This window comes from Variovorax cryoconiti, from assembly GCF_051216395.1.
In the GTDB taxonomy this organism is placed as follows: Bacteria; Pseudomonadota; Gammaproteobacteria; order Burkholderiales; family Burkholderiaceae_C; genus Variovorax.
Genome location: NZ_JBPJZI010000005.1, coordinates 80,754 through 105,736 on the forward strand (window position 1 = coordinate 80,754; position 24,983 = coordinate 105,736).

22 protein-coding genes are annotated in these 24,983 nt (G+C 69.0%); 7 read left to right on the forward strand and 15 right to left on the reverse strand.

The genetic code is table 11. The features are described from left to right. Nucleotides 1-22: 22 nt before the first annotated feature. Entirely contained in the window at nt 23-877 is an 855-nt protein-coding gene (locus ACSFA2_RS14255; protein WP_435455968.1) for a pirin family protein, read from the reverse strand. A 130-nt stretch (nt 878-1,007) separates the two neighbouring features. On the opposite strand from ACSFA2_RS14255, the gene ACSFA2_RS14260 reads away from it, so the two are divergent. Further along, nucleotides 1,008-1,967 (forward strand): LysR family transcriptional regulator, encoded by a 960-nt coding sequence (locus tag ACSFA2_RS14260; protein WP_435455969.1) that lies wholly within the window; start codon nt 1,008-1,010, stop codon nt 1,965-1,967. On the opposite strand, the gene ACSFA2_RS14265 is transcribed toward ACSFA2_RS14260, so the two are convergent. The 4 genes from ACSFA2_RS14265 to ACSFA2_RS14280 form a co-directional block, all read right to left on the reverse strand. Next, entirely contained in the window at nt 1,968-3,062 is a 1,095-nt protein-coding gene (locus ACSFA2_RS14265) for a mechanosensitive ion channel family protein (protein WP_435455970.1), read from the reverse strand. A gap of 3 nt (nt 3,063-3,065) precedes the next feature. Then, complete coding sequence (locus tag ACSFA2_RS14270; protein ID WP_435455971.1) at nt 3,066-5,309, reverse strand: FUSC family protein; 2,244 nt, start codon at nt 5,307-5,309, stop codon at nt 3,066-3,068. Further along, nucleotides 5,309-6,370: an inositol monophosphatase family protein gene (locus ACSFA2_RS14275; RefSeq protein ID WP_435455972.1), complete on the reverse strand. Its 1,062-nt coding sequence runs from the start codon at nt 6,368-6,370 to the stop codon at nt 5,309-5,311. The genes ACSFA2_RS14270 and ACSFA2_RS14275 overlap by 1 nt, the downstream gene beginning before the upstream one ends. Nucleotides 6,371-6,499: 129 nt before the next feature. Next, entirely contained in the window at nt 6,500-6,787 is a 288-nt protein-coding gene (locus ACSFA2_RS14280) for a DUF1330 domain-containing protein (protein WP_435455973.1), read from the reverse strand. 104 nt (nt 6,788-6,891) lie between these two features. Between ACSFA2_RS14280 and ACSFA2_RS14285 the strand changes: the two genes are divergently transcribed. The 3 genes from ACSFA2_RS14285 to cysE are packed head-to-tail and all read left to right on the forward strand — an operon-like array spanning nt 6,892 to nt 9,356. Beyond that, entirely contained in the window at nt 6,892-7,764 is an 873-nt protein-coding gene (locus ACSFA2_RS14285; protein WP_435455974.1) for a LysR family transcriptional regulator, read from the forward strand. 30 nt (nt 7,765-7,794) lie between these two features. Continuing rightward, nucleotides 7,795-8,544 carry an RNA methyltransferase gene (locus tag ACSFA2_RS14290; protein WP_435455975.1) on the forward strand — a complete coding sequence of 250 codons (750 nt, stop codon included), beginning with the start codon at nt 7,795-7,797 and terminating at the stop codon, nt 8,542-8,544. Nucleotides 8,545-8,579: 35 nt separating this feature from the next. Further along, nucleotides 8,580-9,356, forward strand: coding sequence for a serine O-acetyltransferase (cysE, locus tag ACSFA2_RS14295; RefSeq protein WP_435455976.1), 777 nt, complete (start codon nt 8,580-8,582; stop codon nt 9,354-9,356). Nucleotides 9,357-9,395: 39 nt separating this feature from the next. Here the strand turns inward: cysE and ACSFA2_RS14300 are convergent, their stop codons facing one another. Continuing rightward, a complete protein-coding gene (locus ACSFA2_RS14300) occupies nt 9,396-11,096 on the reverse strand; it encodes an electron transfer flavoprotein-ubiquinone oxidoreductase (RefSeq protein WP_435455977.1) in 1,701 nt (566 codons plus the stop codon). A 174-nt stretch (nt 11,097-11,270) separates the two neighbouring features. On the opposite strand from ACSFA2_RS14300, the gene ACSFA2_RS14305 reads away from it, so the two are divergent. Continuing rightward, nucleotides 11,271-11,693, forward strand: coding sequence for an acyl-CoA thioesterase (locus ACSFA2_RS14305; protein WP_435455978.1), 423 nt, complete (start codon nt 11,271-11,273; stop codon nt 11,691-11,693). Between the two features lie 6 nt (nt 11,694-11,699). Here the strand turns inward: ACSFA2_RS14305 and ACSFA2_RS14310 are convergent, their stop codons facing one another. The 7 genes from ACSFA2_RS14310 to ACSFA2_RS14340 form a co-directional block, all read right to left on the reverse strand. Further along, entirely contained in the window at nt 11,700-12,158 is a 459-nt protein-coding gene (locus ACSFA2_RS14310; protein ID WP_435455979.1) for a copper chaperone PCu(A)C, read from the reverse strand. Between the two features lie 33 nt (nt 12,159-12,191). Beyond that, complete coding sequence (locus ACSFA2_RS14315; protein ID WP_435455980.1) at nt 12,192-12,833, reverse strand: TIGR02466 family protein; 642 nt, start codon at nt 12,831-12,833, stop codon at nt 12,192-12,194. An 8-nt stretch (nt 12,834-12,841) separates the two neighbouring features. After that, on the reverse strand, nt 12,842-13,804 hold the full coding sequence (locus ACSFA2_RS14320) for a HupE/UreJ family protein (RefSeq protein ID WP_435455981.1): 963 nt from the start codon (nt 13,802-13,804) through the stop codon (nt 12,842-12,844). Then, nucleotides 13,801-14,619 carry a peptidyl-prolyl cis-trans isomerase gene (locus ACSFA2_RS14325; RefSeq protein WP_435455982.1) on the reverse strand — a complete coding sequence of 273 codons (819 nt, stop codon included), beginning with the start codon at nt 14,617-14,619 and terminating at the stop codon, nt 13,801-13,803. Before ACSFA2_RS14325 ends, ACSFA2_RS14320 begins: the two co-directional genes overlap by 4 nt. A gap of 48 nt (nt 14,620-14,667) precedes the next feature. Beyond that, on the reverse strand, nt 14,668-17,286 hold the full coding sequence (locus tag ACSFA2_RS14330; protein WP_435455983.1) for a fused MFS/spermidine synthase: 2,619 nt from the start codon (nt 17,284-17,286) through the stop codon (nt 14,668-14,670). A gap of 81 nt (nt 17,287-17,367) precedes the next feature. Beyond that, entirely contained in the window at nt 17,368-19,473 is a 2,106-nt protein-coding gene (locus ACSFA2_RS14335) for a hypothetical protein (RefSeq protein WP_435455984.1), read from the reverse strand. A gap of 41 nt (nt 19,474-19,514) precedes the next feature. Next, entirely contained in the window at nt 19,515-20,021 is a 507-nt protein-coding gene (locus ACSFA2_RS14340; RefSeq protein ID WP_435455985.1) for a hypothetical protein, read from the reverse strand. Between the two features lie 268 nt (nt 20,022-20,289). Between ACSFA2_RS14340 and nikR the strand changes: the two genes are divergently transcribed. Both nikR and ACSFA2_RS14350 read left to right on the forward strand, forming a co-directional pair. Next, nucleotides 20,290-20,763 carry a nickel-responsive transcriptional regulator NikR gene (gene nikR, locus ACSFA2_RS14345; RefSeq protein WP_435455986.1) on the forward strand — a complete coding sequence of 158 codons (474 nt, stop codon included), beginning with the start codon at nt 20,290-20,292 and terminating at the stop codon, nt 20,761-20,763. 85 nt (nt 20,764-20,848) lie between these two features. After that, nucleotides 20,849-22,933, forward strand: coding sequence for a TonB-dependent receptor (locus tag ACSFA2_RS14350; protein ID WP_435455987.1), 2,085 nt, complete (start codon nt 20,849-20,851; stop codon nt 22,931-22,933). Nucleotides 22,934-22,936: 3 nt separating this feature from the next. Here ACSFA2_RS14350 and ACSFA2_RS14355 read toward each other — a convergent pair whose 3' ends face one another. Both ACSFA2_RS14355 and ACSFA2_RS14360 read right to left on the reverse strand, forming a co-directional pair. Further along, entirely contained in the window at nt 22,937-24,298 is a 1,362-nt protein-coding gene (locus ACSFA2_RS14355) for a sensor histidine kinase (RefSeq protein ID WP_435455988.1), read from the reverse strand. Further along, nucleotides 24,295-24,969: a response regulator gene (locus ACSFA2_RS14360; protein WP_435455989.1), complete on the reverse strand. Its 675-nt coding sequence runs from the start codon at nt 24,967-24,969 to the stop codon at nt 24,295-24,297. Before ACSFA2_RS14360 ends, ACSFA2_RS14355 begins: the two co-directional genes overlap by 4 nt. Between the last annotated feature and the right edge of the window lie 14 nt (nt 24,970-24,983).

Here is a 24,983-nt window from a genome sequence, read left to right on the forward strand (position 1 = left end):
TCGATCGAGCGTCGAACTGCGTTCAGTTCGTCTGGCGAGTGCCAGGCAGTCGCCTGCCGTTGCGAAGCTCGGCGCCGATGCGCCGGATCTCCTGTTCGCCCTGTTCGAGCGCTGCCTCGCTCGTGTGCACCGAGTAGCGGCCCATGACCAGGTCGTGCGGATGCTTCACCGCCGAGCCCAGCACGAAGGACGTGTCGCCGTGGGCCACGAAGTCGATGGACTGCGCCGAGTCTTCGAACACGGCGAGTTCACCCGCGGCCACCATGCCGCCCGCGGCGAGTCGACCCGTGTCGACCGCCAGCCAGGCCACCGTGTGCCCTTTGGGGGTCGCGTAAGTCCACCGCTCGCCGTCTTTCAGGTGGACGGCGAGGTAGTTCATGTCCGCAGGTGCCGGCACCGGGCTTTTCGCTGCGCCGTAGCGTCCGAGCAGCACGCGTGCAGGACCTTCCCGGGGGATGTCGGCCGGCGCCAGGTAGAGGCTCTGCGCGGGTGCGTTTTCCTCCGACGCGGGCAGGGCCACCCAGAGCTGGAAGCCCAGCATGGGCGAGCCCGCGATCGGCGCGCCGGTGTGCCACACGCCGTTGCCCGCGCGCATCCACTCCACGCCGCCGGCGGGCAGTACGCCCTTCTGACCCGTCGTGTCTTCGTAGTTCACGTCGCCTTCGCGCAGGAAGGTCAGCGTGGCGATGCCCGAATGGGGATGCATGCCGAAGTTCTGTCCCGTCAGCGCCGTGGAGCGGACCAGGTCCAGAAACACGAAGGGCTTGAGGAATTCGCCGAGGTCGCCCGGGCTCATGAGCCGGGTGATCGGCCCGTGGGCATCGCCGCGGGTTCGGTGGACGATGGCACGCGTTTCGATGCGGGTGGCGATGGTCATGGCGCGATCTCTTGTTCGGTGAATGAAGGCCCTCTGCGGCCGATGGACGAAGAATAGGATCGCCACCATTGACTGACTAGACGGTGTAATTGGATTGAACTCATCCGTTTTTCAAAGTAATCTGCGCGGCATGGTGGACTTGAACGACATCGCCCTTTTTGTGCAGGTCGTGCGCAGTGGCAGCTTTGCGGAGGCCGCGCGACGGCTTGGCGTGCCGTCCAACACGGTGAGCCGGCGCGTCCAGGCGCTGGAGGCGCAGCTCGGCACGCGGCTGCTGCAGCGCTCCACCCGCAAGCTCACGCTCACCAGCGCGGGCGAGGCCTTCCAGGAACGCTGCGCGAATGCGGTGGACGGGTTGATCGACGCGGGCCAGGAATTGATGACCGGCCACCACGAGCCCAGCGGCCTGGTGCGTGTCGCGGCGCCCGCCGATTTCTTCGACTTCTTCCGGATGGAATGGGTGACCGGCTTCCTGGCCGCCCATCCGCGGGTTCGCCTGGACTTCGTGCTCAGCGACGCGCGGGCCGACCTGATTGCCGAGCGGATTGACGTCGCGTTCCGCGGTGGCGTGCTGCGGGACTCGGGTTACGTCGGACGTCAGGTCCTGCGCGACGGCAGCGACGTGCTGGTGGCCAGCCCGGCGTACCTCGCTGCCCGCGGTTCACCCGACACGCTGCAGGACCTCAAGAACCATGACTGCGTGAGCTTTGCCCATCCCAGCGGGCATGCGACATGGCGCTTGACGGGGCCCGACGGTGTCGACGAAGAGGTCCAGGTGGCCGCCCGCTTCAGCGGCAACACCGCGCAGGCGCTGCGCAAGGCGACGGTGGCCGGACTTGGGATCGCCCTGCTGCCGCACACGATCACCACCTTCGACCTTGAGGCGGGCCGGCTCGTGCCGGTGCTGCCGCACTATCGATGCAAGGGCTACGGCCTGAACGTGCTGTACCCGAGCCGACGGCATCTGCCGCTGGCCGTGTCGGCCTTCATCGACCTGGTGGTCGAGAAGCTCGGGGCACTGGATGCATCGGCGGTGTCGCAACGCCCCTCACGGACCCACGTCGAACGTGCAGGCCACCACGCGGCCTGATCAGGCGGCTTGCGGCATCCCGTCCGGCGGCGCGGCCTTTGGACGCGTCTGCGCGTCGCCGTCCTCCACGCGCAGGCGCGGCAGGAACTGCGGGTACTCGCGCTGCATGTAGTCGATCACGCCTTCACGCACCGCGCAGCGCAGGTCGAAGGCCAGCGAGGACGAGGCGGCGGTGCACAGCACGCGCAGCTGCATGCTGCGCTCGGTGGCGTCGGTCACCTGCAGGTTGAAGAAGCGGCCGTCCCATTGCGGCGCGGCCTTCACCAGGCGTTCGACCTCTTCGCGCAAGGGCGCGAGCGGCATGCCGTAGTCGGCGTAGATGAAGACCGAACCCAGCAGCTGCGAGCCGGTGCGCGTCCAGTTCTGGAACGGCTTCTCGATGAAGTAGCTCAGCGGCAGGATCAGCCGGCGGTCGTCCCAGATCTTGAGCACGACGAAGGTCCCGGTGATCTCTTCCACGCGGCCCCATTCGCCCTCGACCACCAGCACGTCGTCGATGCGGATCGGCTGCGCCAGCGCGATCTGCAGGCCGGCGATCAGGTTGCTGAAGACCGGTTTGGCGGCCAGGCCGGCCACGATGCCGATGACGCCGGCCGAGGCCAGCAGGCTGGCGCCGACCTGGCGCGCGCCCGGGAAGGTCATCAACATCATCGCGGCACCGGCCACCAGCAGCACGCTGTTGGCGGAGCGCGCCAGCACGCGGGTCTGGGTGAGCACGCGGCGCGCCTGCAGGTTGTCGGCCGCGTCGTAGGGGTGCTTGGCGATCAGGCCGTCGGCGAAGCCGTTGACCGCGCGCACCAGCACCCAGGTCGCCATGGCGATCAGCAGCAGGCCATTGACATGCCGGACGCTGGCGATGAAGCGCAGGTCGTCAGGCGCGGCCTGCCACACCGCCTGCAGGGCGAGCAGCGGCAGCAGCGCCTGCGCCGGCCCCTTGATGTTGACGAGCAGGGCATGCAGCACCGGCATGTGGCGTGTCACCCGCTGGAGCACCAGGCTGGCCACGCGGTGCAGCAGCAGCGCGAGGAAGACGGCGATCAGTGCGGAGACGAAAGGCGGGAACCACGGGTGGCCGAGCAGCATGTCTTTGGTCATCGTTCAGGGGGTCCTTTCAGGGAGATTGGCGTCGGGGTCGTTGAGCGCCTGCAGGATGCGTGCCGCATCGTCGCGCAGCTGGCTGGAGATGGCCGTGGCGAGGTCGAGCCGACGAAGCAGCCAGGGGCTCACGTCGTTGTCGAACGGGTCCGGCAGGGGGATCGGCCCGGCCAGGGCCGTGGCGGGTGGGCTCTCGGGCAGGTCGCTGCCGGCGATCGGGGCGCTGCCGATCGTCGCCTCGATGCGCGCGGCGGTGCGCGCGAGCGGGCCTTCGATGTCGGCCGGCGTGAGCCGGTCGCGCCGCAGCACCAGCATCGACTTGACTGCGCTCAGTTGCGCGAGCAGCTGATAGCTGTGGGCCTGCAGGTGTTCGAGCGGCGCGATGGGCGGGCGCACGGCACGCGGTTCGGACAGCGAACGCTGCGTCGCCTGCACCAGCGCCGAGAGGCTGTCGAAGGCTTCCTTGCGGGCCAGTCGCCATTCGAGTTCGGGGCTGGTGTCGATCGCGTGCAGCTGGCCGAGGCCGAGCGCGAGCCGCGCGTGCTGCGCCTGGGCCTTCAGCGTGCGCGCCACCAGCGACGGGATCTGGCTGCGTTCCCACGACGGCAGCACATAGCAGAAAGCCCAGGCCAGCGCCGCGCCGATCAGCGTGTCGGCCACGCGCTCGAACAGTGCGAAGGTGGGCGTCGCGCCGACATTGAGCATGTGGGCCTGCACCAGGCCCAGCACCGTCGCCGCCACGGCGGTGATCAGGTAGCGCCGCACCGCGAAGCCGTGCGCGATGGCCTGCGCCACCACCGACGCGACCAGCATGCCCATCGCCGAAGGATGCGTCGACAGCAGCGCCACCGCAAAGACGCAGCCCAGCAGCGTGCCGGCCACGCGGCTGTTGCGGCGCTCGAGCGTCTGCGAGAGGCTCCCACGCAGCACCACCACGATGGTCAGCAGGATCCAGTAGTCGTGCGAGCCCCAGGGCAGCAGCAGCGCGATGCCGTAGCCGGTCCCGATGGCGAGCGACGCGCGGATCGCATGGCGCAGCGGCGGGGCGTCCCAGCGCCACAGTGTGCGCAGCGGGCGCCACGACCAGTCGGTCGGGCTCACGAACATCTGCCAGTTGGCGCGCACCACGGCCAGGTCGGGCGCGACGTCGCCGCGCGCCATCGCCACCAGGCGCAGCACCTCGTCATTGATGTGGCCGATGCGGCTGGCCAGGCCACGGGCGAGCATGGCGGCGGTGGGGCCGGACGCGCCGTGCGCGTGCGCGGCGTCCGGCGCGAGATGGATCGCCGAGAGCTGTGGGCGCCGGTCGGGCACCGGCTCGGGCGTGCGCCCCAGCAGCAGCGCGTCGGCCAGGGCAGCGGTGTCGTCGGCCAGGGCTTCGAGCACGCGGCGCATCGCCATCAGGGCCGGGGCGTGCGCGGGGTTGGCCTGCAGCGCTTCCAGGTCGAGTTCGCTGGCGAGCAACTGGTCGCGCATCTCCAGCACGATCACCAGCATGCCGGCCAGGCGCTGGCGGTAGGCGGTGCGCGGCGACTCCAGCACGATGTCGCGCGTGGCCTGCAGCTGGTCGGCCAGCGCGGCCTGTTCGCGCAGCAGGCGCCCGAGCAACGGCGCAGGGGTCTCGCGCACGTCGCCGGATTCGTCGCGCGAACTGAACTGGCTCGCCTCGGTGCGCATGAGCGCCGACAGCGACAGCAGCACGTCGGCCATCGCCTGCACGCGGTAGCGGCCGTTGAGCGCCAGGTTGGCGAGCACCGCGTACACCACGTACAGCCCGGCGCCCAGCCCGAAGATCATCGTGCGGTGCAGCGCTTCGTCCAGCCCCTCGGGCTTGGGCGTGGCCATCGAGAAGATCATCGAGAACATCACCGCGATCGCGATCGGGATGCCGCGCTTGCCCCAGGCCATGGCGGTGAAGGCGAGGAAGGTGGCGGGCACCAGCAGCAGCCCGAGGCGGATGGGGGCGGCGTGCAGCATCTGCACCGCGAAGAACAGCGGCAGGCCGATGAGCGGCGCCGGCAGCATCTGCCAGAACTTGCCACGGCGCGGGCCGGGCAGGTCGGGCGGGGCGGTGACGATCACGCCGACTGCCGCCGAAGCCGCCGCCAAGGCGCCGAGCCAGGCATGCACGCTGGCGGAAATCAGAAAGAGGCCGAGCGCGACCGACAGGCCGTTGGCGATGTAGTGGCTCAGCCCGACGCGCAGGGCGGCCCTGCTGCGCTGGACGGCGGCGCGCGGCGCCTGCATCAGCGCTTGGCGGCGTCGCCCTCGGCGGGCGGGACGGCGGCACCGTCGGCGGCCGGGTCGCGGCGGATGCGGGTCAGCTTGCGCGGTGCGGGGGCGGCGGCCGGAGCCGGGGCCGCATCGGCCGCGGACTCCTCGTCGCCGGCGATGGTGCTGCGTGCGTAGATGTCGGCCGACGACGCATCGGCGTTGGGCGCGATCGAGGCCGACACGGCGCGGGCGCGGTCGCTCGCGCGCATCTTGGCGTCGAGGCCGGCGAACTTGGAGTACTGCGACAGCAGCGGCACCAGCTGGCCGTAGATGCGCGGGGCGCCGGCCAGGCATTCGCGCTGGTCGAGGAACTCGGGCTCGCCGGTGAAGTTGCCGATCAGGCCGCCGGCCTCGGTCACCAGCAGCGAGCCGGCCGCCACGTCCCAGATGCTCAGACCGGTCTCGAAGAAGCCGTCGGTGAAGCCCGCGGCCACGTAAGCCAGGTCGAGCGCCGCCGCGCCGGGGCGGCGCAGGCCGGCCATCTTGGGCATCAGGTCAGACATGATGGCCAGGTACTGCTTGAAGTTGTCGCCGGTGCGGAACGGGAAGCCGGTGGAGATCAGGCACTCGTGGAGCTGGGTGCGCTTGGAGACGCGGATGCGCCGCTCGTTCATGAAGGCGCCGCGGCCCTTGGTGGCGGTGAACAGATCGTTGCGGCTCGGGTCGAAGATGACCGCCTGCTCGACCTTGCCCTTGACCGCCAGCGCGATCGACACGCAGTAGACCGGGAAGCCGTGGATGAAGTTGGTGGTGCCGTCGAGCGGATCGATGATCCAGACGTAGTCGGAGTCCTTGGCGCCGTGCTCGGTGCCGGATTCTTCCGCGAGGATGCCGTGGCCCGGGTACGCGGTGAGCAGCGTCTCGATGATGACGCGCTCGCTGGCGTGGTCGACCTCCGTGACGAAATCGTTCACCTGCTTTTGCGAGATGCGAACGGCTTCGACGTCGAGCGCGGCACGGTTGATGATGGCACCGGCGGCGCGGGCGGCCTTGACGGCCACGTTGAGCATGGGATGGAGGTTGGGCGACGACATGAATTGTGGGAAGAGCAGGCGAGGGCACGGGGCCCCGGGAAATGCGGCCCGGCGATGCGGGCGGCGAACGATGACCTATTTTCCCATAACCCGCCGGGCCGCGCCCCGGGGATGTCGAATCCGGGCCGTTCAAGCGCCTTCGACGATCACGAAATCGGTGTCGGCAACGCGCTGCCGAATGGCCTTGGCAAGCCCGTATTCCTCGCTTTGGTAGCACGCATTAGCGGTCGCCACATCGACGAATTCGACCACCACGTTGCGCTCGCGCGCCACGCCTTCCATGCACTCGAAGGCGCCGCCACGCACCAGAAAGCGGGCGCCGAATCTCTCGAAGGCGGGCCGCGCCGCCGCGAGATAGGCAGGATATTCCGCCGCGTTGTGCACCGAGACCCGAACGATCCAGTAGCCCTTTGCCATGTCGATCTTTCTTTCATTCATTGGTAGAGAGAAACGCACGATAGCGCTGGCACATCATTTTGAAAAATGAATAATCGAGATTCAAATCATCTTGAAATGAGAACATGGATCTCGGTGACCTGCAGATATTCCAGGCGGTGGTCGAAGCCGGCAGCGTGACGCGGGCGGCCGAGCGTTTGCACCGTGTGCAATCCAACGTGACCACGCGCATTCGCCAGCTCGAACAGAAGCTGGGTGTCGCCCTGTTCATCCGCGAGGGCAAACGGCTGCACCTGTCGCCGGCGGGCCGGCAACTGTTGCCCTATGCGCAGCAATTGCTGGCGCTGGCAGCGCAAGCGCGCGAAGCGGTGTGCGACGACCGACCACGCGGCCCCCTCGTGCTGGGCGCCATGGAAAGCACCGCCGCCGTGCGCCTGCCGGGGCCGCTGAGCGAGTTCGTCAAGCGCTATCCCGAGGTCAAGCTGACTTTGAAGACCGGCAACCCGCAGCAGCTCGCTGCCGCCGTGTTGGCAGGGCGGATGGACACGGCTTTCGTGACCGGGCCGATCGCAGACGGGCCCCTCGAGCGGGTGCCCGTGTTCTCGGAAGAACTCGTCATCGTCGCTCAGGCTGGGCATGCGCCCATCGGCAAGGCGCACCAGTTGCTGCCGCCGGCGATCGTGGCTTTCGAAGCTGGATGTCCGCACCGCGCGCGGCTCGAGGCGTGGTACGCGCGGCGGGACGGCATGCCACTGCAGACCATCGAAATCACCTCCTACCACGCCATGCTGGGCTGCGTGGTGGTCGGCATGGGCATTTCACTGGTGCCGCGCGGCGTGCTCGCCACCTTTCCGGACCGTGAACGCCTGAGCCTGCACCCGCTGCCGCGCGGCGAGAACCGCGCCTCGACCGATCTGATCTGGCGGAGTGGGGCGTTGTCGCCCAAGATCACAGCGTTGCTGCAGTTGTTGAAGCCGGCGAGCGCCTTGGCGGGCTGAGAGCTCGGCGGGCTGAGACAATTCGCGCCCATGCGCACCCGCTTCATCCTGATCCAGACCAGCCACGCCGGCAACGTCGGCGCCGCCGCGCGCGCCATGAAGACCATGGGCTTCGACGACCTGGTGCTGGTCGCGCCGCGCTGGGCCAACGTGCTGCGGCGCGAAGAAACCATCCAGCGGGCCAGCGGCGCCCTCGACGTGCTGGCCAACGCCCGCATCGTCGACACGCTCGATGAAGCCCTCGACGGCGTCACGCACCTGTGCGCCACCGCCATGATCCCGCGCGACTTCGGCCCGCCGACGCGCACGCCGCGCGAGCACCTCGAGCCGCTCGCGAAGAGCGACCCGCCGCAGCACGTCGGCTTCCTCTTCGGCTCCGAGCGCTTCGGCATGCGCAACGAGGACGTGTACCGCTGCAACGTGGCGCTGAGCATCCCGGCCGATCCGAACTTCGGCTCGCTCAACCTGGGGGCCGCCATCCAGCTGATCGCCTACGAATGGCGGCTGGCGCTGGGCGGCTTTCCGGTGACCGAATCGGTGCTGCCCACGCAGGCGGCCGACGCCCAGGCCGTGGCCGGCATGCTGGCGCACTGGGAACGCTCGCTGGTGCAGATCGGCTTCCTCGACCCCGAGGCGCCCAAGAAGCTGATGCCGCGTCTGCAGCAGCTGTTCAACCGCGCCCAGCCGACACCGGAAGAGATCCACATCCTGCGCGGCATCGCCAAGGCCATGGCCGACGCGAAGACCCCGCCGCCGACGCGCTCCGACGGCGCCGCTTAGACTGCGCGCCCGCTGTCTTCATCACGACAACATCCATGCTTTCGCGCCTGCGTTCCGACATCCAGTGCATCCTCGACCGCGACCCCGCGGCCCGGACACGCTGGGAAGTGATCACCCTGTACCCCGGCTTCCATGCTGTGGTGCTGCACCGCGCGGCGCACTGGTGCTGGACGCACGGGCTCAAGTGGGTCGGTCGCTTCGTCTCGCAGTTCTCGCGCTGGATCACCGGCATCGAGATCCACCCGGGCGCCAAGTTGGGCGAACGCGTGTTCTTCGACCACGCGATGGGCGTGGTGGTGGGCGAAACGGCGGAGATCGGTGACGGCTGCACCATCTACCAAGGCGTGACGCTCGGCGGAACCTCGCTCTACAAGGGCACCAAGCGGCATCCGACGCTGGGCCGCGACGTGGTCGTGAGCGCCGGCGCCAAGGTGCTGGGCGGTTTCGTGGTGGGCGATGGCGCCAAGATCGGCAGCAACGCGGTGGTCATCAAGCCGGTGCCCGCGGGCGCGACCGCCGTCGGCATCCCGGCGCGCATCATCCCGTCGAAGACCGGCGCCAGCGCCGATGTGACGGGCAGCGATCGCAAGTTCTCGGCCTACGGCATCACGCTGGACGACGACCCGCTGTCGCAGGCGATGCGCGGGTTGATCGACAGCGCCAAGGGGCAGGAGCACCAGATCGCGCTGATCTGGGAAGCGATCGAGAAGCTCTCGTCGAGCACGCCCGACAAGGGCGACTGCATGCCCTGCGACGCCGCGCGCGAGGAGTGCTTCGAAGCGGAAAAGCTCACGCAGCTGGTCGGCAAGTGAGCCGACCGCCGCCGCGGGCTTCCAGATTTTTTCCCGCTTCTACATGCCCACGTAGTTCGGCCCGCCGCCGCCTTCGGGCGTGACCCACACGATGTTCTGTGTCGGGTCCTTGATGTCGCAGGTCTTGCAGTGCACGCAGTTCTGCGCGTTGATCTGCAGTCGCTCCTTGCCGGCGTTCGCCTCGTCGGGCACGAACTCGTACACGCCGGCCGGGCAGTAGCGCGCCTCGGGGCCGGCGTACTCGGGCAGGTTGATGCGGGTGGGCACCGTCGCATCCTTCAAGGTCAGGTGCGCCGGCTGGTTCTCTTCGTGGTTGGTGTTGCTGATGAACACGCTGGAGAGCCGGTCGAAGGTGAGCTTGCCGTCGGGCCGCGGGTAGGCGATCTTCTTGCACGCGCTCGCGGGCTTCAGGCGCGCGTGGTCGGGCTCGGTGCGGTGGAGGGTCCAGGGGATGTGGCCGCGCAGCACGAACTGCTCGATGCCGGTCATCACCGTGCCGACGGTCAGGCCCTTCTTGAACCACTGCTTGAAGTTGCGCGCCTTGTTCAGCTCGGTGTGCAGCCAGCTCTTCTCGAAGGCGGCCGGGTAGGCGGCGAGTTCGTCGTGCTGGCGGCCTGCGGTCACGGCCTCGAAGGCGGCTTCTGCGGCCAGCATGCCGGTCTTGATCGCGGCATGGCTGCCCTTGATGCGGCTCGCGTTCAGGTAGCCGGCTTCGCAGCCGACCAGCGCGCCACCGGGGAACACCGTCTTGGGCAGCGACAGCAGGCCGCCGGCCGTGATCGCGCGTGCGCCGTAGCTCAGGCGCTTGGCCGGCTTCAGGCCCTTGTCCTGGCCTTCGAGGTACCAGCGGATGTTCGGGTGCGTCTTGAAGCGCTGGAACTCCTCGAAGGGGCTCATGTGCGGGTTCTGGTAGTCGAGCCCGACCACGTAGCCGATGATGAGCTGGTTGTTCTCCGCGTGGTAGACGAAGGAGCCGCCGTAGGTGTCGTTCGGCAGCGGCCAGCCGGCCGTGTGGATGGCCAGGCCCGGCTCGTGGCGGGCCGGGTCGATCTCCCAGAGTTCCTTGATGCCGATGCCGTAGCTCTGCGGGTCCTTGCCGTCGTCGAGCTTGTACTTCGCGATCAGCTGCCGACCCAGGTGGCCGCGCGCACCTTCGGCGAACACCGTGTACTTGCCCAGCAACTCCATGCCGAGCTGGAAGTTCTCGGTCGGCTCGCCGTCCTTGCCGATGCCGAGGTTGCCGGTGGCCACGCCGCGCACCTGGCCGTCGTCGGTGTAGAGCACTTCGGCGGCAGGGAAGCCGGGGAAGATCTCCACGCCGAGTTCCTCGGCCTGCTGCGCCAGCCACTTCACCACGTTGCCGAGGCTGACGATGTAGTTGCCTTCGTTGTGGAAGTTGTGCGGGAGCAGGAAGTTCGGCGTGCGCGTCGCGCCGGTCTCGCTGAGCATCAGGAAGGTGTCGGCCGTGACCGGCTGGTTCAGCGGTGCGCCCTTGGCCTTCCAGTCGGGGATGAGTTCAGACAGGGCGCGCGGGTCCATGATGGCGCCCGACAGGATGTGCGCGCCGGGCTCCGAGCCCTTCTCGAGCACCACCACCGAAATCTCCTTGTCGTTCTGTGCCGCGAGCTGCTTCAGGCGGATCGCGGTGGAGAGCCCGGCGGGGCCGCCACCGACGACGACGACGTCGTACTCCATGGATTCGCGCGGGCCGAACTGGGCGAGGATTTCGTCGTGGGTCATGGGGTCTGTTCGATAATGGTTTTTGGACGCATCGGCACGTGAAATGCTGCCGAACAATGAAACATTTTATGCGGCGTCATTCGGCGGTCCCTGTCGTCCAGGGTCGCCAGTGCAAGGGGCAGGCGGTCGCCTTCGCGACTGGCCCCTCCGGGTCCGCCAAGCCATCCTTGCCCCATGAAGATCGAAATCCCCGAGAAGAAGAAGCTGGTCTACGAGATGTCCATCGCCATCCGCTGGGGCGACATGGATGCGATGGGCCACCTCAACAACGGCAGCTACTTCCGCTACATGGAGACGGCGCGGATCGACTGGATGCGCTCGATCGGCTTCGAGCCCGACCCGAGCGGCGAGGGCATGGTCATCGTCAATGCCTTCTGCAATTTCTACCGCCAGCTCGAGTACCCGGGCGACGTGCTGCTGAAGATGTACGCCAGCGACCCGGCCCGCACCACCTTTGAGACCTGGGCCACCATGGCACGCGCCGATGCGCCCGAGGTGGTCTGCGCGGCCGGCGGTGCGACCACCATCTGGGTCGACTTCCCCAAGCAGAAGGCGATGGCGCTGCCCGAGTGGCTGCGCACGCTGGTCAGCGCCTGAGCGTACTCAGTGCGCGCCGACCGACACCATCACCTGGATCGGACCGGACTTCTCGAAGAACATCGTCATCTCGTAGCTGCGGCCCCATTGCAGCGGCGCCTTCAGGTTGCGCAACACCATGTGCGGCTTGTCCTTGCCGAAGTCGAGCTTGTCGGCCGGCGCGATGTCGATGGCCTTCAGCCGCTTGGCGGAGGGCGCGTCGCTGCTGCGGAATTCCACCGTCTCGGCATAGGGCGTGGCGGCGCGCACCAGCCGGTCCTTGCCGCGCACGCTTTCCATCGTGAAGTAGATCGGTGCAGAGGCCAGCTGGCCCTCGGGTGTCGGGTCGGCCCAGGGGTGGATCAGCGTGAAATCGGCGCCGTAGTACTCGTGCGTCGCGGCGGCGATCGGCGAGAGCGCCAGCGTCAGGAGAAGGGCGCGCCGCAGGGCGGAGGTGATGCGGGGGAAGCGTTGGGTCGTTGTCATGGTGTGGGGGCGAGAAAAATGGCGTTCGGAAGTTCAGTTCGAGAAGGACATCGAATAGCCCCACGCGTCGAGCCGATCCGGCATCGCGTTGAAGGCGAGGGTGCTGCGCGCGGCGCCGCGGTTCACCGGCACCTCGTGCAGCAGGTAGCTCGGGAACAGCAGCAGGTCGCCCGCGGCCGGCGTCGGGCCGATCCACCGTTCGGCGTTGAAGGGCCCGGTGGCGCTGCGCGGGTTGGCATTGCTGAACACGTAGTCGCGCCCGCCGAGGCTGCGGATGAAGGCGGTGTTGCTCGCCGGCTCGCAGGCGCTCAGGTAGAGCACGCCGGAAACGAAACTGTTGGCATGGTTGTGCACCGCCTGCTGGCCGCCGGCCTGCATCACGTTGAGCCACATCTCCTTGATGCGCCATTGCAGCGCCTCGCCGAAAAGCAGCGTGCCGAATTCGCGCAGCGGCGCATCGAGGCGCTGCGCCACCTCGCGCAGCAGCGGTGCGTCCTGCGGCGAGAGCAGGCGGCTGTGCGACAGCGCGTCGGAGCGATGGTTTGCTTCCGAGAGATCGGCGCCCAGCTGCGCATGCAGCCCGGCGACCAGCGTGGTGTCGATGCAGCCCTCGACGCGCATGACCGGCGTCGGAAACAGCTCGAAGACCTGCGCGCGGGGTGGTGTGGCCGTCATGCGAGCGATCAGCCGGCGATCGCGACGATGCGCGAGATCGTCCAGAAGCTGGCCAGCGCGCCGATGCCGTACAGCGCCGGACGCTTGACCGCGAGCGCGAAGGCATGGCGCCGCAGCAGCACCGTGAGGCCCCAGGCCAGTGCCACCACCATCAGCTGCCCGGCTTCCACGCCGAGGTTGAAGCTCAGCAGCGCGAGCGGGATGTTCTGCTGCGGCAGGCCGATGTCCTTCAGCGCGCCAGCGAAGCCCAGCCCGTGGATCAACCCGAACAGGAAGGCGACCAGCGCGGGCCAGCGGCGGCTCCAGGTCTGCCGGTCGTGCAGCGCTTCTGCCGCGACCAGCACGATCGACAACGCGATGGTCGCTTCCACCGGCGGCGAGCGCAGCGTCAGCCAGCCCAGCGCACTGGCCGCCAGCGTGAAGCTGTGCGCCAAGGTGAAGGCCGAGATGGTGCCGATGAGCCGCTTGTTCAGCCCCACCAGGAACAGCAGGCCGATGACGAACAGCAGGTGGTCGATGCCGCTGAGGATGTGCTCGACGCCGAGGATGCCGTAGACCTTCGCCAGCTCCAGGCCGCCGCGCTCGTCGCGCGCACCGCCGAAGAGCTGCACGCTCGGTTGCGAGCCGCTGAGCGTGTGCACGCTCTGCTGGCCGTCGCGCCAGTGGATGCGAACCAGCGCGGCGGAGTAGGCCTTGCCCACGCCGTCGATCGACAGGGTGCCCGCCATCGGCCCGGGGCACTGCACCGTTTGCGCGTCGCCCACGCAGCCTTGCGGCCAGGTCGGCGTGAGTTCCTCGGCGACCGGCCGGCTCTTGCCCGGCGCGCCCCAGGACCAGACGAACTGGCCCGAGCCGACCTCGCGCATCGTCATCTCGGCGATGCTCATCTCGTGCGCGCCGGCGCCAGCTGCGTGCCAGCCGACGGCCAGCAAGAACAGGGTGCGCAGCACAAATCGCCAGACGGTCGTCATGGCTTTGCGCCCTCGGTGCGGATCGCGTACTTCTTGCTCATCTCGTGCACCGCGTCGGACGTGCGCTGCGCCATCGTGTCGTCCTTCCAGTCCTGGTGGACCGAGTCCTTCATGTCTTCGAACTTCGCTGTCGTGCCGGGCTTGATCGCCTCGACGCGGACCACACGCAGGCCGGCGCTGCTCGGCACGGCCTGCCATTCGCCGACCTTGAGCTGGGCCAGCTTGTCGGCGAAGTCGCTGCCGTAGCTTTCGACCAGGTTCGTTCGCGGACGGTCCTTGAAGACTCGCAGGTCGCTCTGCGTGTCGCTCTTCGCGGTGCCGTTCAGGGCGGCGGCGAAGGTCTCCAGCGCCTCGGGCGTGCTGTCGCCGATCACCACCGCTTCCATGAAGTCGTAGCGGGCCGGCGTGTCGTAGCGATCGCGACGCGCCTCGAACCACGCCCGCAACGTCGGCTCGTCGATGGTCGGCAGGCTGATGCCGCTGCGCGCGATGCTCATGGCCTTGAAGATCACGCGCTCGCGGATGGTGCTGTCGCCACGGTCCAGGCCGAGCGACAGGCCTTCGCGGTACAGCACCTCGTTGTCGACCCAGCGGTCGATCAGTTTCTTCATGTCGCCGGGCGTTGGCTCACGCTGCATGCCGGCCACGAAGATCTCGCGCACTTCCTTCTGCACATCGGCACCCACGACGATGGTCTGCGGGTCTTCGCGGCGGGCGTTGAGCACGTGGTCGACGCCGAACAGCAGCAGGCCGAGGAACAGGAAGTGAAGCAGCGGCTCGCGGGCCGCGCGTTTCAGGGCGTTGGACAGGTCCATGGGTGGGCGATCGGTCGGAAGGTGAAAGGATGGGAAGGCGGCGTGCGTTTAGGACGCCGGCGCGGTGTGGGGTGCGGCCTGGGCGCAGCGTGCGCCGATGCCGTCGAGTGCGGCGGTGACGGCCTCTGCGCGGGCCGGGTCGCTGCCGCGCAGGGCGTTGGCCATCGCGACCAGGGGCTCGCAGGCGGGGCGGAATTCGGGACTCTGGCGCAGCAGGCCCATCAGCGGCTTCTGCACGCGCTGCAGCATCTCGCCCGGGTCGGCGACGGGGCGCACGGTGGCACCGAACGCGAGGTAGAGGCGGCGCGCGGCCCAATAGGCCTGCATGCGGTCGGCCTCGGCGTCGCGCGGCTGGCGCAGCAGCTCCGTGGCGTGCGGTTGCAGTTCGCCCAGCAATTGCATCAGGCGCTCGCGCGGGGTCGAGGGCGGGGCGTAGGTGGCCCAGGGCGCCTGGTGCACGACCACCGGGCGGTCGTCGGTGTTGGCGGTGGCGCCTTGGGCGAAGCGCGCGAGCGTCGCCGGCCCGGCGAGCACGCTGCCGACCACGGCGAATTCGTCTTCGAGGCGTGCGGTAGCCAATGGCGATGGGCCGGCCCCTTGGGCGCGTTGCGCGAGCCGGGCACGTACCGCCGCCATGTCGATGGCCGGATCGTCCGGCCGGGCGATCAGCCCCAGCACCGGCGTGTCGAGGCTGTTGCTGGCCAGCACGGCGATCGCGTCCGGGTACACGGCGAGGAAGGCCGCGACGATGCTGCGCAGGGTGTCGAGATCCATCTGGTGCAGCGCCAGCCACTGGCAGAAGACGCCACCGGGGGCCAGGCGCGCGCGCACCGCGGCGAATTGCTCCACCGTGTAGAGCGCACCGGCACCGCTGCGCGCGGGATGGAACAGGTCGGCCACGATCACGTCGTAGTGCGCGTCGGACGCCTGCACGAAGCGCCGCGCGTCGGCCGACACGGTGTGCAGCGGCTGCCGCGGCACCGGTGCGGCCGGCGACTTCGCGAACAGCGCGGCGGCGTTGATCACCTCGGGCAACAGCTCCACCGCGTGCACCTGCAAGCCCGGTTCCTGGGCCGCGGCGGCTGCGGTGAAGCCGGTGCCCAGCCCGAGGAAGAGCGCCTGCCGGGGCGGTGTCGTGTGCAGCAGCAGCGGCAGTTGCGCCAGGCGCCACTCGACCAGGCCGCTCGCGCTGCTGCCTTCCTGTGCGCGGTTGTTGATGCGCAGGCGCGCCACGCCATCGGCGTCGGCCACCACGCTCACGGCGGCCATCACGCCGTCGTCGTAGCTCAGCACCCGGCCGCCGACGGGCACATCGACGAAACGCAGGTTCGCGCCCCACAGGACCATCGCGCCAGCCACCGCGGCGATCGCCACGGTCTGCGGGCGCCGCCAGCGCACGGGCGATTGCAGCAGCAGGTAGCCTGCGACCATCAGGGCCAGACCGGCCGGTGCGCCGAGCGCGGGGATCAGCCACACGCCCACCAGCGCGGGGGCGAGGGCCGCGCCCGCGGTGTTGAGCGCCAGCGCGCGTCCGAGCGGCAGCCCGCCGGACTGCGCCTCGATGCACAGGTGCGTGAACAGCGCACCCATCACCAGCGTCGGCGCCCACATGGCGGCGGCGGCCGCGAGCGCTTCTCCGGCGAGCGCACTGGCCGCGCCGGGGCCGATCCAGCGAGCGGGCCAGGCGCACAGCGCATCGGCCCCGCCGAGGGCCAGGCCCGACAGCAGCACCGCGGCCGCCAGGGCGAGCAGCAGCCGGTCGCGCACCTGGCGCGGATCGCCGCCACGGTGCGCCAGTCGCTGGTAGATCGCCGCACCCGCGGCCGTGCCGAGCAGGTACATGGCGAGCAGCAGCGCGTAGCTGTAGACGGTGCTCTCGGTCACCTGGCTGAGAACACGCACTGCGAGCACCTCGTAGCCGATGCCGAGCAGGCCGGTGGCCACCAGCAGGGCGGGCACACGGGGGCCGAGGATTGACCGCATCGAGATGTCGGGCGTGGCGGCCGGTGCCGCCGGCGTGTCGCGCCAGAGCCACCAGGCCAGCGCGGCGCACAGGGCATTCGCCGCGGCGCAGAAGAGGGCGGTGCGCAGCAGCCCCGCGTGCGGCATGACGACGAATACCGCCAGCAGCAGGCCGAGCACCGCCCCGAAGGTGTTCGCTGCATAGAGCCCGCCGAGGCGGCTGCGCGCGGCGCTCAGCTGGCGCTCGAGCGCGGGCAAGGTGGCGCCCATCGCTGCGCTGGCCGGCAGCAGCAGGAGAAACGGGAAAAGAAAGGCGACCGTCCAGTGCCGCAGCACCGACGGTTCGGGGCCGATCAGCCGCGCTGTCGCGTTGATCAGCGAAGGCATGGCCAGGGTGAGGGCCAGGCCCCACGCCAGCAGCAGCAACTCGCAGCCGGCGTACCAGCGCCCGGGCCAGCGGCTGCGCGCCAAGGTTCGGCCCAGCATCTGCGCGCCCAGGGCGAGGCCGCCGAAGAAGGCGGCCAGCACGGCCAGCACTGCCACGATCTCGTGGCCCATCGCGGCACCGAATTCGGCGGTCCAGACCATCTGCCAGGCGAGCGCGGCCGCACCGGACAGCACCATCAAGAGATGAGCAATGGGGAGTTCCAGGCGCGCGCCTTCCCCGTGCGGCGCGGCGGGAATTTCAGGGGGGACGCTGAGCATGACGCTGCGTGCTTCTTCGGACAAAAAGGCACGGCAGACACCCTGTGTCTGCCGTGCCGATGCGGGACGGGCCCGTGCCGCTTACTTGATGCCGGCGACCTTGATGGTGTTCACGACTTCCACGAACACCGGGTTGGCATAGAACCAGAGGTCCGACCAGCCGGCGACGTCATAGCTCGCGTACTTGGTGCCGTTCAGCGTGCGCATGTGCGCCGGGCAGGCCGCGTCGCTGCAGGGGATCTTGCCCGGCTGGGTGCCGTCGGACGGGTTCGAGATGAAGTCGAGCAGCGGGTTGCCGTCGGCGTCGGTCTCGAAGGGTGTCGCGGCCGGCAGGTTGGTGCCGCGCAGGCGGAAGTACTGCGATGCCTTGGCCGCCGGAACGATGTAGCTCATCATCCGCGTGCCGTCGGCCTGGGCCGTCCAGTTCGTGCTGTTGAACACCTTGGCGACCTTCGCCGTCTTGTTGGTGGCGGCCACCGAGCCCAGCGTGCCGGCGTAGTTCGCGGTGTCCGACGGGGCGACCATGCCGGTCACCATGCCGTTGATCACGTCGACGTGGTCGAGCACCGGCGCATTCAGCGGCTGCGTGATGTTGACCTGCTTGAGCGACGGGTTCGGGAACGAATACGGCGCGTTGTTGGTGCCTTGCGGGTCGCGCAGCACCACCGTCACCACCAGGTCCGTGCCCGGGCGCACCACGAGCTTCTCGCCCATGGTCGCGCAGCCGTTGATGCGCACGTCGCCATTGGCCGCCGTGGCGTTCTGGCCGGCCTTCTCGTAGAGGGCGTTGCCCGCGTTGCGCGGCAGGCCGGGGTTGGCGGCGCAGACCGTGAATGACAGGCGATCGATCAGCTGGCCGTTGGCGACGAAGCTGTTGCCGCTGCGCAGGCCGTCGATGATGCCGCCCGCCGTGAGGTTGTCGCTGCCCTTGCGGACCATCACGTAGTCGCGGGTGTACTCGCCGGGGAAGAAGTCCGACGTCGTCTCGCGCTGGTCGGCACCGAAGCTGCCGCGGTTGTGGTAGTCGGAGCTGGCGAAGAAGAACCAGTTGCGGCCTTCGCCCAGCAACGCGTCCCACACGCCACCGACGGTCGCCGCGTAGACGCCCGAGCCGCCGTAGGTGCCACCGCCCACGGCGCCGGTGCTGTAGCTGCCGCGGTTGCCTTCGGCCTGGTGGCCGGGCATCGACTCGAAGCCGAAGGCGATCTTCGGTGCCGCGTTGTTGAAGTTGCGCAGGTGCTCGATGTTGAAGCCGTTGTTGCCCGTCGGGTTGTAGGCGCCTGCACGCTCCAGGTGGGCCGGGACGAAGTAGCTGGCGGTGGGCGCCTTCTCGTTCATCCACTTGATGCCTTCGACGGTCTTCAGGTGACCGAGGTTGGGCGTGCTGGCGCTGTTGGTGCCGGTGATCTTGCGTGCGGTGGTGTCGAGCAGGTTGTTGTTGTTGCTGCCGCCCACGGTGCAATCCCACTGGTTCTCCGCGCCGCGGCTGGTGTCGCTGTCGCTGCGGTCGAAGCAGTACTCGTACTGTGCTTGCAACGCAGCGTTGCCGCCGCCGGCGGTCGACGGCCAGGGCAGCTGGCCCGGCAGCACGTTGGTCGAGACGTGCTCGTGGCCGGGCGCGTTCTGTTCCACGCCGATCCAGATCGGCTTGTTGCGGGCGCGGCTTTCCTTTTCGATCACGGGGTACTGGAACTCCTTGATTTCCTGCCAGCGCCACATCGCCTTGACCGTGGCAGTGCCGTCACCCTTGATGTCGGCACGGCCGTTGGGCAACGTGGCTTCCCAGGTCTGGTTCGGGCCCTTGCCCATGGGGGCAGGCTGGCCCGTGCTGGGGTAGGTGTTGGGCGGGTACGGGCCGGTCGCGCTGTTGGTCAGACCGACGCCTGCCGGCACCGGCTCGAACGGGTCTTCGGCCAGCGTGCAGTTGCGCGTGCTGCTGCCGCCGTGGTCGGCCTGGACGAACCAGTCGAGGCCGAAGGTCTTGGCCGACTTGTCGACCAGCTTCTGCACCGACAGCGCGCCGTCCGAGCAGGTCGTGTGGTTGTGGAAGTCGCCGGCGACGTAGGTGCCGCTCGCCTTGGTGTCCGCACGGTCGGCGGCCCGGGCAGCGCTGAAGGGAAGGGCGGTGATGCTGGCCAGGGCGACCAGCGCCAGTGCCGTGTCGCGCAAAGGGAAAGGAGTCTTCATGAAAAAATTTCCGCGTTCGTTCGTATGAGGGGCCGGTCGGCTCAGGTCTGCTTCTGGTCGCCGAGCAGGCGGAACTTGCCGCCGGTGAACGACAGGCGCGAGGTGAAGCTCACCGAGGTCGTGTCGACGTCCGTGTTGGTCAGCGTGGCGGTCAGCGTGCACACGTTGGCGGCGTCGCAGCCGTTGATCGTGACGGCCGACAGCTTGACGGCCGGGAAGGAAGACAGCTGCGTCGAGAAGAGCAGCAGCGCGGCGGCTTCCTGCGTCAGGGCGTCGCGCACCTGCGCCTTCGAGTAGCCCGCATCCAGGAAGGCGTCGTCGTAGTTGTCCAGGAAGGCCGCGTTGGTCAGGCCGCCGTAGCTGTTGAGCGACGCGAGGCCGGCGCCGAAGTCGGTGGCGAAGGCCGCCTGCCGGGCGGAGTCGTTCGGAGAAGCACCAGCTGGCGGTGGCGTGGTGGCGACGTTGTCGTCTCCACCGCCGCCGCAGGCGGCCAACAGGGCCAGCATGCTGCTGGCGAGCAAGAATCGAAAGCGGTGACCTGGGCGCATGGCGAATGCCTTTTCTTTTCTCTTGATAGAGCGTGTTGTTTGACGGGCGACTTTTTCGGGGCGCGAGCGGCGCCAATCCGAGAAGTTCATCCTATTTTTCGACTGTTACAACGCCATGAATTTGCAAGGCGTCGGAACTTTTTCTTGAACTTTTTTCTCATGCGGTCGATCGCGCGTCGGGCGAGTGCGCTGCGCCATGCGTGAGGCGGTGTGTGGCATTCTTCGTCCGGCCGCTTTGGCCCGCCCTCTGTCCCTTCCTCACGCGACCATGCAGCGATTCACCATTTCTCTGGACGACGAACTGGCGCAGCAGTTCGACGCTCTCATCGCCGGCAAGGGGTACGTCAATCGGTCCGAGGCCGTGCGCGATCTCATTCGTTCGGGCGTCGGCCGCGAGACGCTCGAACATGACACGGCGGTTGGAAAAGCGGTCTGGTGCGTGGCGACCGTGAGCTATGTCTACGACCGGCACGAACACACCATCATCTCGCGCCTGCTGGAACTGCAGCACGCACACCATGACCTCGTCGTCACGAGCCTGCGAACGCACCTGGACCACGACCACTGCATGGAAGCGGTCGTGCTGCGCGGGCCCATCGCCGATGTGCAGACCTGTGCGGAGCTGCTGCTCGCCTTGCGTGGTGTTCGGCACGGCAACATCCACCGCGTGCCGCTGGCCCGATCCAGGCCGCATGCGCACGGCGCGGCCGGCACGCACACGCACCTCAAACCACTGAATTGACCCGGCACCTCCGTCAAAAGGCGTCATGCCGACGTCACTGTTTGTATGAACAATTTGCGTTTTCTCATACTGACAGAGGGACGAGATGAAACGCAGACAGGCACTGGCGCGACCGGTGCTCCTGGGTGTGGCTTTCGCTGCCAGCGTAGCCTGTGCGCAGCAAAGCCATTTGCCGGAGGTCGAGGTGCGTGGCCCGCGCGATGCGGCCATCGGCTCGGCCGACAGCGCCAGCGAGGGTGCCGTCGAACGCGAGTCCTACCAGACGCGACCCAAGCTTCGCCCTGGCGACATCGTCGAAGCGGTGCCCGGCGTCGTGGCGACCCAGCACTCCGGTGACGGCAAGGCCAACCAGTACTTCCTTCGCGGCTTCAACCTCGACCACGGCACCGACTTCGCCGTCAGCGTCGACGGCATGCCGGTCAACATGCCGACGCACGGCCATGGCCAGGGCTTCGCGGACCTCAACTTCCTGATCCCCGAACTGGTCTCGGGCGTGCGCTACCGCAAGGGGCCGTACTTCGCCGACGGCGGCGACTTCTCGCTGGCCGGAAGTGCGACGCTGGACTACTTCGGGGCGCTCGACGCGCCCTTCGCCGAGCTGAGCTTCGGCGCCAACAACTTTCGCCGGCTGCTGGCCGCAGGCTCACGGACCGTGCAGGACCAGACCTGGCTCGGCGCCATCGAGGTCGAGGGCAACGATGGCCCCTGGGACGTGGCCGAGAACCTCCAGAAGGTCAATGCGGTGCTGCGCTATGCGCAAGGCTCGCCGACGCGCGGGTTCAGCCTGACCGGCATGGCCTACAAGAGCCGCTGGACCGCCACCGACCAGGTCCCGCAGCGCCTGATCGACAGCGGCGAGCTGTCGCGCTTCGGCTCGCTCAACCCCAGCGACGGCGGCAAGACGGAGCGGGTCAGCCTGTCGGGCAAGTGGTTCGACAAGGGACCGGACGGAGAGACGACCGTCAGCGCCTATGCCATCGACTACCGCTTCAAGCTCTTCTCGGACTTCACCTACTTCCTGAACGACCCGGTGAACGGCGACCAGTTCGAGCAGGTCGACCGCCGCCACATCTTCGGTGCGCAGGCGGCCCGCACCCTGCCGACCCGGTTCGGCGGGCTCGATGGTGTGCTGAGCATGGGCGCCAGTTGGCGGGGCGACCGCATCGGTCAGGTCGGGCTGTATGCGACGCAGGCTCGTGAGCGGCTCGGCACCGTGCGCGACGACAAGGTGTCGCAGGACCTCTTTTCGATGTATGGTCAGCAGCTGGTGTATCTGACCGACCGGCTGCGCGGCTATGTGGGCGTGCGCGGCGATGTGCTGCGCTACGACGTGCAGGGGCGCGAGCCGGTCTATGGCGCGGCCAACAGCGGCCGCGGTCACGATGCCCTGGCCAGCCCGAAGGCGGGCCTGGCCTTTGCGCTGACGCCGCAGCAGGAGCTCTACCTGAACGCGGGCGTCGGCTTCCACAGCAACGACGTGCGCGGTGCCACCATCACGACCGACCCGGCCTCGGGCCTGCCGGCGGACCGCGTGCCGGCCCTGGCCAAGGGCACCGGTGCCGAAGTCGGTTGGCGCCTGCAGCCCAGCGAAGACTTCACCGCGACGGTGGCCCTGTGGCAACTCAAGCTCGATTCCGAGCTGGTGTACGTCGGGGACGCCGGCTCGACCGAAGCCGGCCGCGCGAGCAGCCGCCGCGGGGTCGAGGCGACCTTGCGCTGGAAGCTCGATCGGGCATGGCGTCTGGAACTCGACGGCGCCCTGTCGCGCGCGCGCTTCCGGGGCGAGGCGCCGGAGGGGGAGGGCAACCACATCGACAACGCGGTCGAGAAGGTGCTGGCCGCAGGCGTCACCTACATCGAGGGGCCGCTGACGACATCGCTTCGGCTGCGCTATCTCGGTCCCCGCGCACTGGACACGCTGAACACCGAGCGCTCGAAGTCCTCGACGCTGCTCAATCTCGGGATGCGCTACGCCGTCAACCCGCATCTCACCCTGGGGCTTGACGTGTTCAACCTCGCGGGCAAGAAGGGCAACGACATCGAGTACGCCTACGCGTCGTGCACGGCCGGCGAGGTGGCCGGCGGTACCTGTGGCGGCGGCATCGACGACCGCCATGTGCACCCGATGGAGCCGCGCAGCGCCCGGGTCAGCGCGCGCTGGACTTTCTAGGGCCTAGGCTCGCGTCAGCACGATCCGCGCCTCGAACCCGTGCGCCGCACCCGGCGGCGGCGACAGCAGTTCGAGCTGCGCACCGTGCTTCTGCACGATCGTCGCGACGATCGACAGGCCCAGCCCGTAGCCGGCGCGCTCCGCACTGTGGCGCACATGGCGCAGCTGCAGGGTACGCAGTTCGACGTCGGTCACGCCCGGTCCGAAGTCGCGCACGACGAGGCGGCCGTCGGCGTCGACTTCGATCTCCACCGCGGCGCCCTGCGCATAGCGCAACGCGTTCTCCACCAGGTTGCGCAATGCGATCGCGAGCGCGTCGACGTCGCCGAGCGCGACCGGCGCGTCGCCACTGTCGGGCACCTTCAGGCCGAGCCGGTCGATCGCGGCCGGGTCCTGCCAGAACTCCTGCGCGACCGTGGCGGCGAGCTGCGTGAGGTCGACGCGTTCGCGCGTGAAGGACGCGCCCGACTCGGCGCGCGAAAGCTGCAGCAGCTTCTCGGTGCGATGGCTGAGCGTGCGCAGCGCGTCGAGCGCCGCCACCACGTCGTCGCGGCGCAGGTCGTGCTCCAGCGCGGTCTGCAGCCGCAGCCGTGCCGCCGCCAGCGGCGTGCGCAGCTCGTGCGCGGCGTTGGCGGCCAGCGCGCGTTCGACGTCGAGTGCCTGAGCCAGCCGTTCGAGCAGGCGGTTGACGTGGTCGCCCACGGTCTGCAGTTCGCGCGGCAGGCCGGGCAGGGCCAGGGGCCGCAGGTCGTCGCCGCCGCGATGGCCGATTTCGGTCGCCATGGTCTGCAGCACCCGCAGCTCATCGCGCGCGATCTTGCGCAGCACCAGGGCCAGCAAGGGCAGCACCGCCCCCAGCGGGATGATGAGCCCGAAGAGCGTGCGGTTGAGCGCCTCGCGCCGCTCGTCCAGCGGGTCGGCCACCTGCAGGTAGAGCTTGCGCGTGGGATGGCGCACCGTGTAGATGCGCCACGCCTCGTCGTTGGCGAAGCCGCTGGCCAGCGGCACGTCGAAGGTGTTGCCGGGCGTCTCGGCCGAGCGCAGCAGCACGCGCCCGCCCGGCTCGATCACCTGGAACATCACCGCCGCGTCCGCGAAGGTCGGGGTCGGCGCCGTCAGCGTCCGGCCGTCGACGGCTTCGGGCTGGCGGCGGTCGAGCTCATCGAGCGCGATGTCGAACATGCGGTGCGACACCTCGACCAGCTCGTTGTCGAAGTTGTAGTTGATCTCGCGATCGACATACCAGACCACGCCGATCACGCACAGCAGCCAGACCCCGCCGACCCACAGGATCAGCGTGCGGATGAGCCGGCCGGCCAGCGTGTCGCGCGTCTCGCGCGACGGGGGCGCTGCCGTCGCACTCACGGCGCGTCACCACCCGCGTTCACCAGGCGGTAGCCCAGCCCGCGCAGCGTCTGGATGTGCTCGCGCCCGAGCTTGCGGCGCAGCCGGCTGATGAATACCTCCAGCGTGTTGCTGTCGGCCTCGTCGTCGAAGCCGTAGAGCGCGTCCTGCAGGTTGTCGCGGGTGTGGATGCGGTCGGGCCGCGTCGCCATCACGCGCAGCAGCGCCCACTCCTTCTGCGTCAGCGTCACCGGCACGCCGCGGCTGCGCACCAGTTCGCGCGTCAGGTCGATCTCCAGGTCGCCCAGCTGGACCACCGGTGCCGTCGACGTGCTGCGGCGGCGCTCGACCGCGCGCAGCCGCGCCAGCAGTTCGCCGGGGTCGTAGGGCTTGATGAGGTAGTCGTCGGCGCCCGCGTCGAGGCCGCGGATGCGGTCGGTCACCTGGTCGCGCGCGGTGAGCACGATGACGATCGGGCGGTCCTTCAGCGCGCGCACCTGTGGCAGCAGCGACAGTCCGTCGCCGTCGCCCAGGTGCAGGTCGAGCAGCACGGCCGCGTACTGGGCACCATGCAGCGCCGCGCTGGCCTGCGCGAGGCTGGGCACGGCGTCGACCACGAAGGCCTTGGCCCGCAGGTAGCCACAGACCGCCTCTGACAGGGCGATGTCGTCTTCGACGAGCAGGACGCGCAAGACGGTCTCCAAAA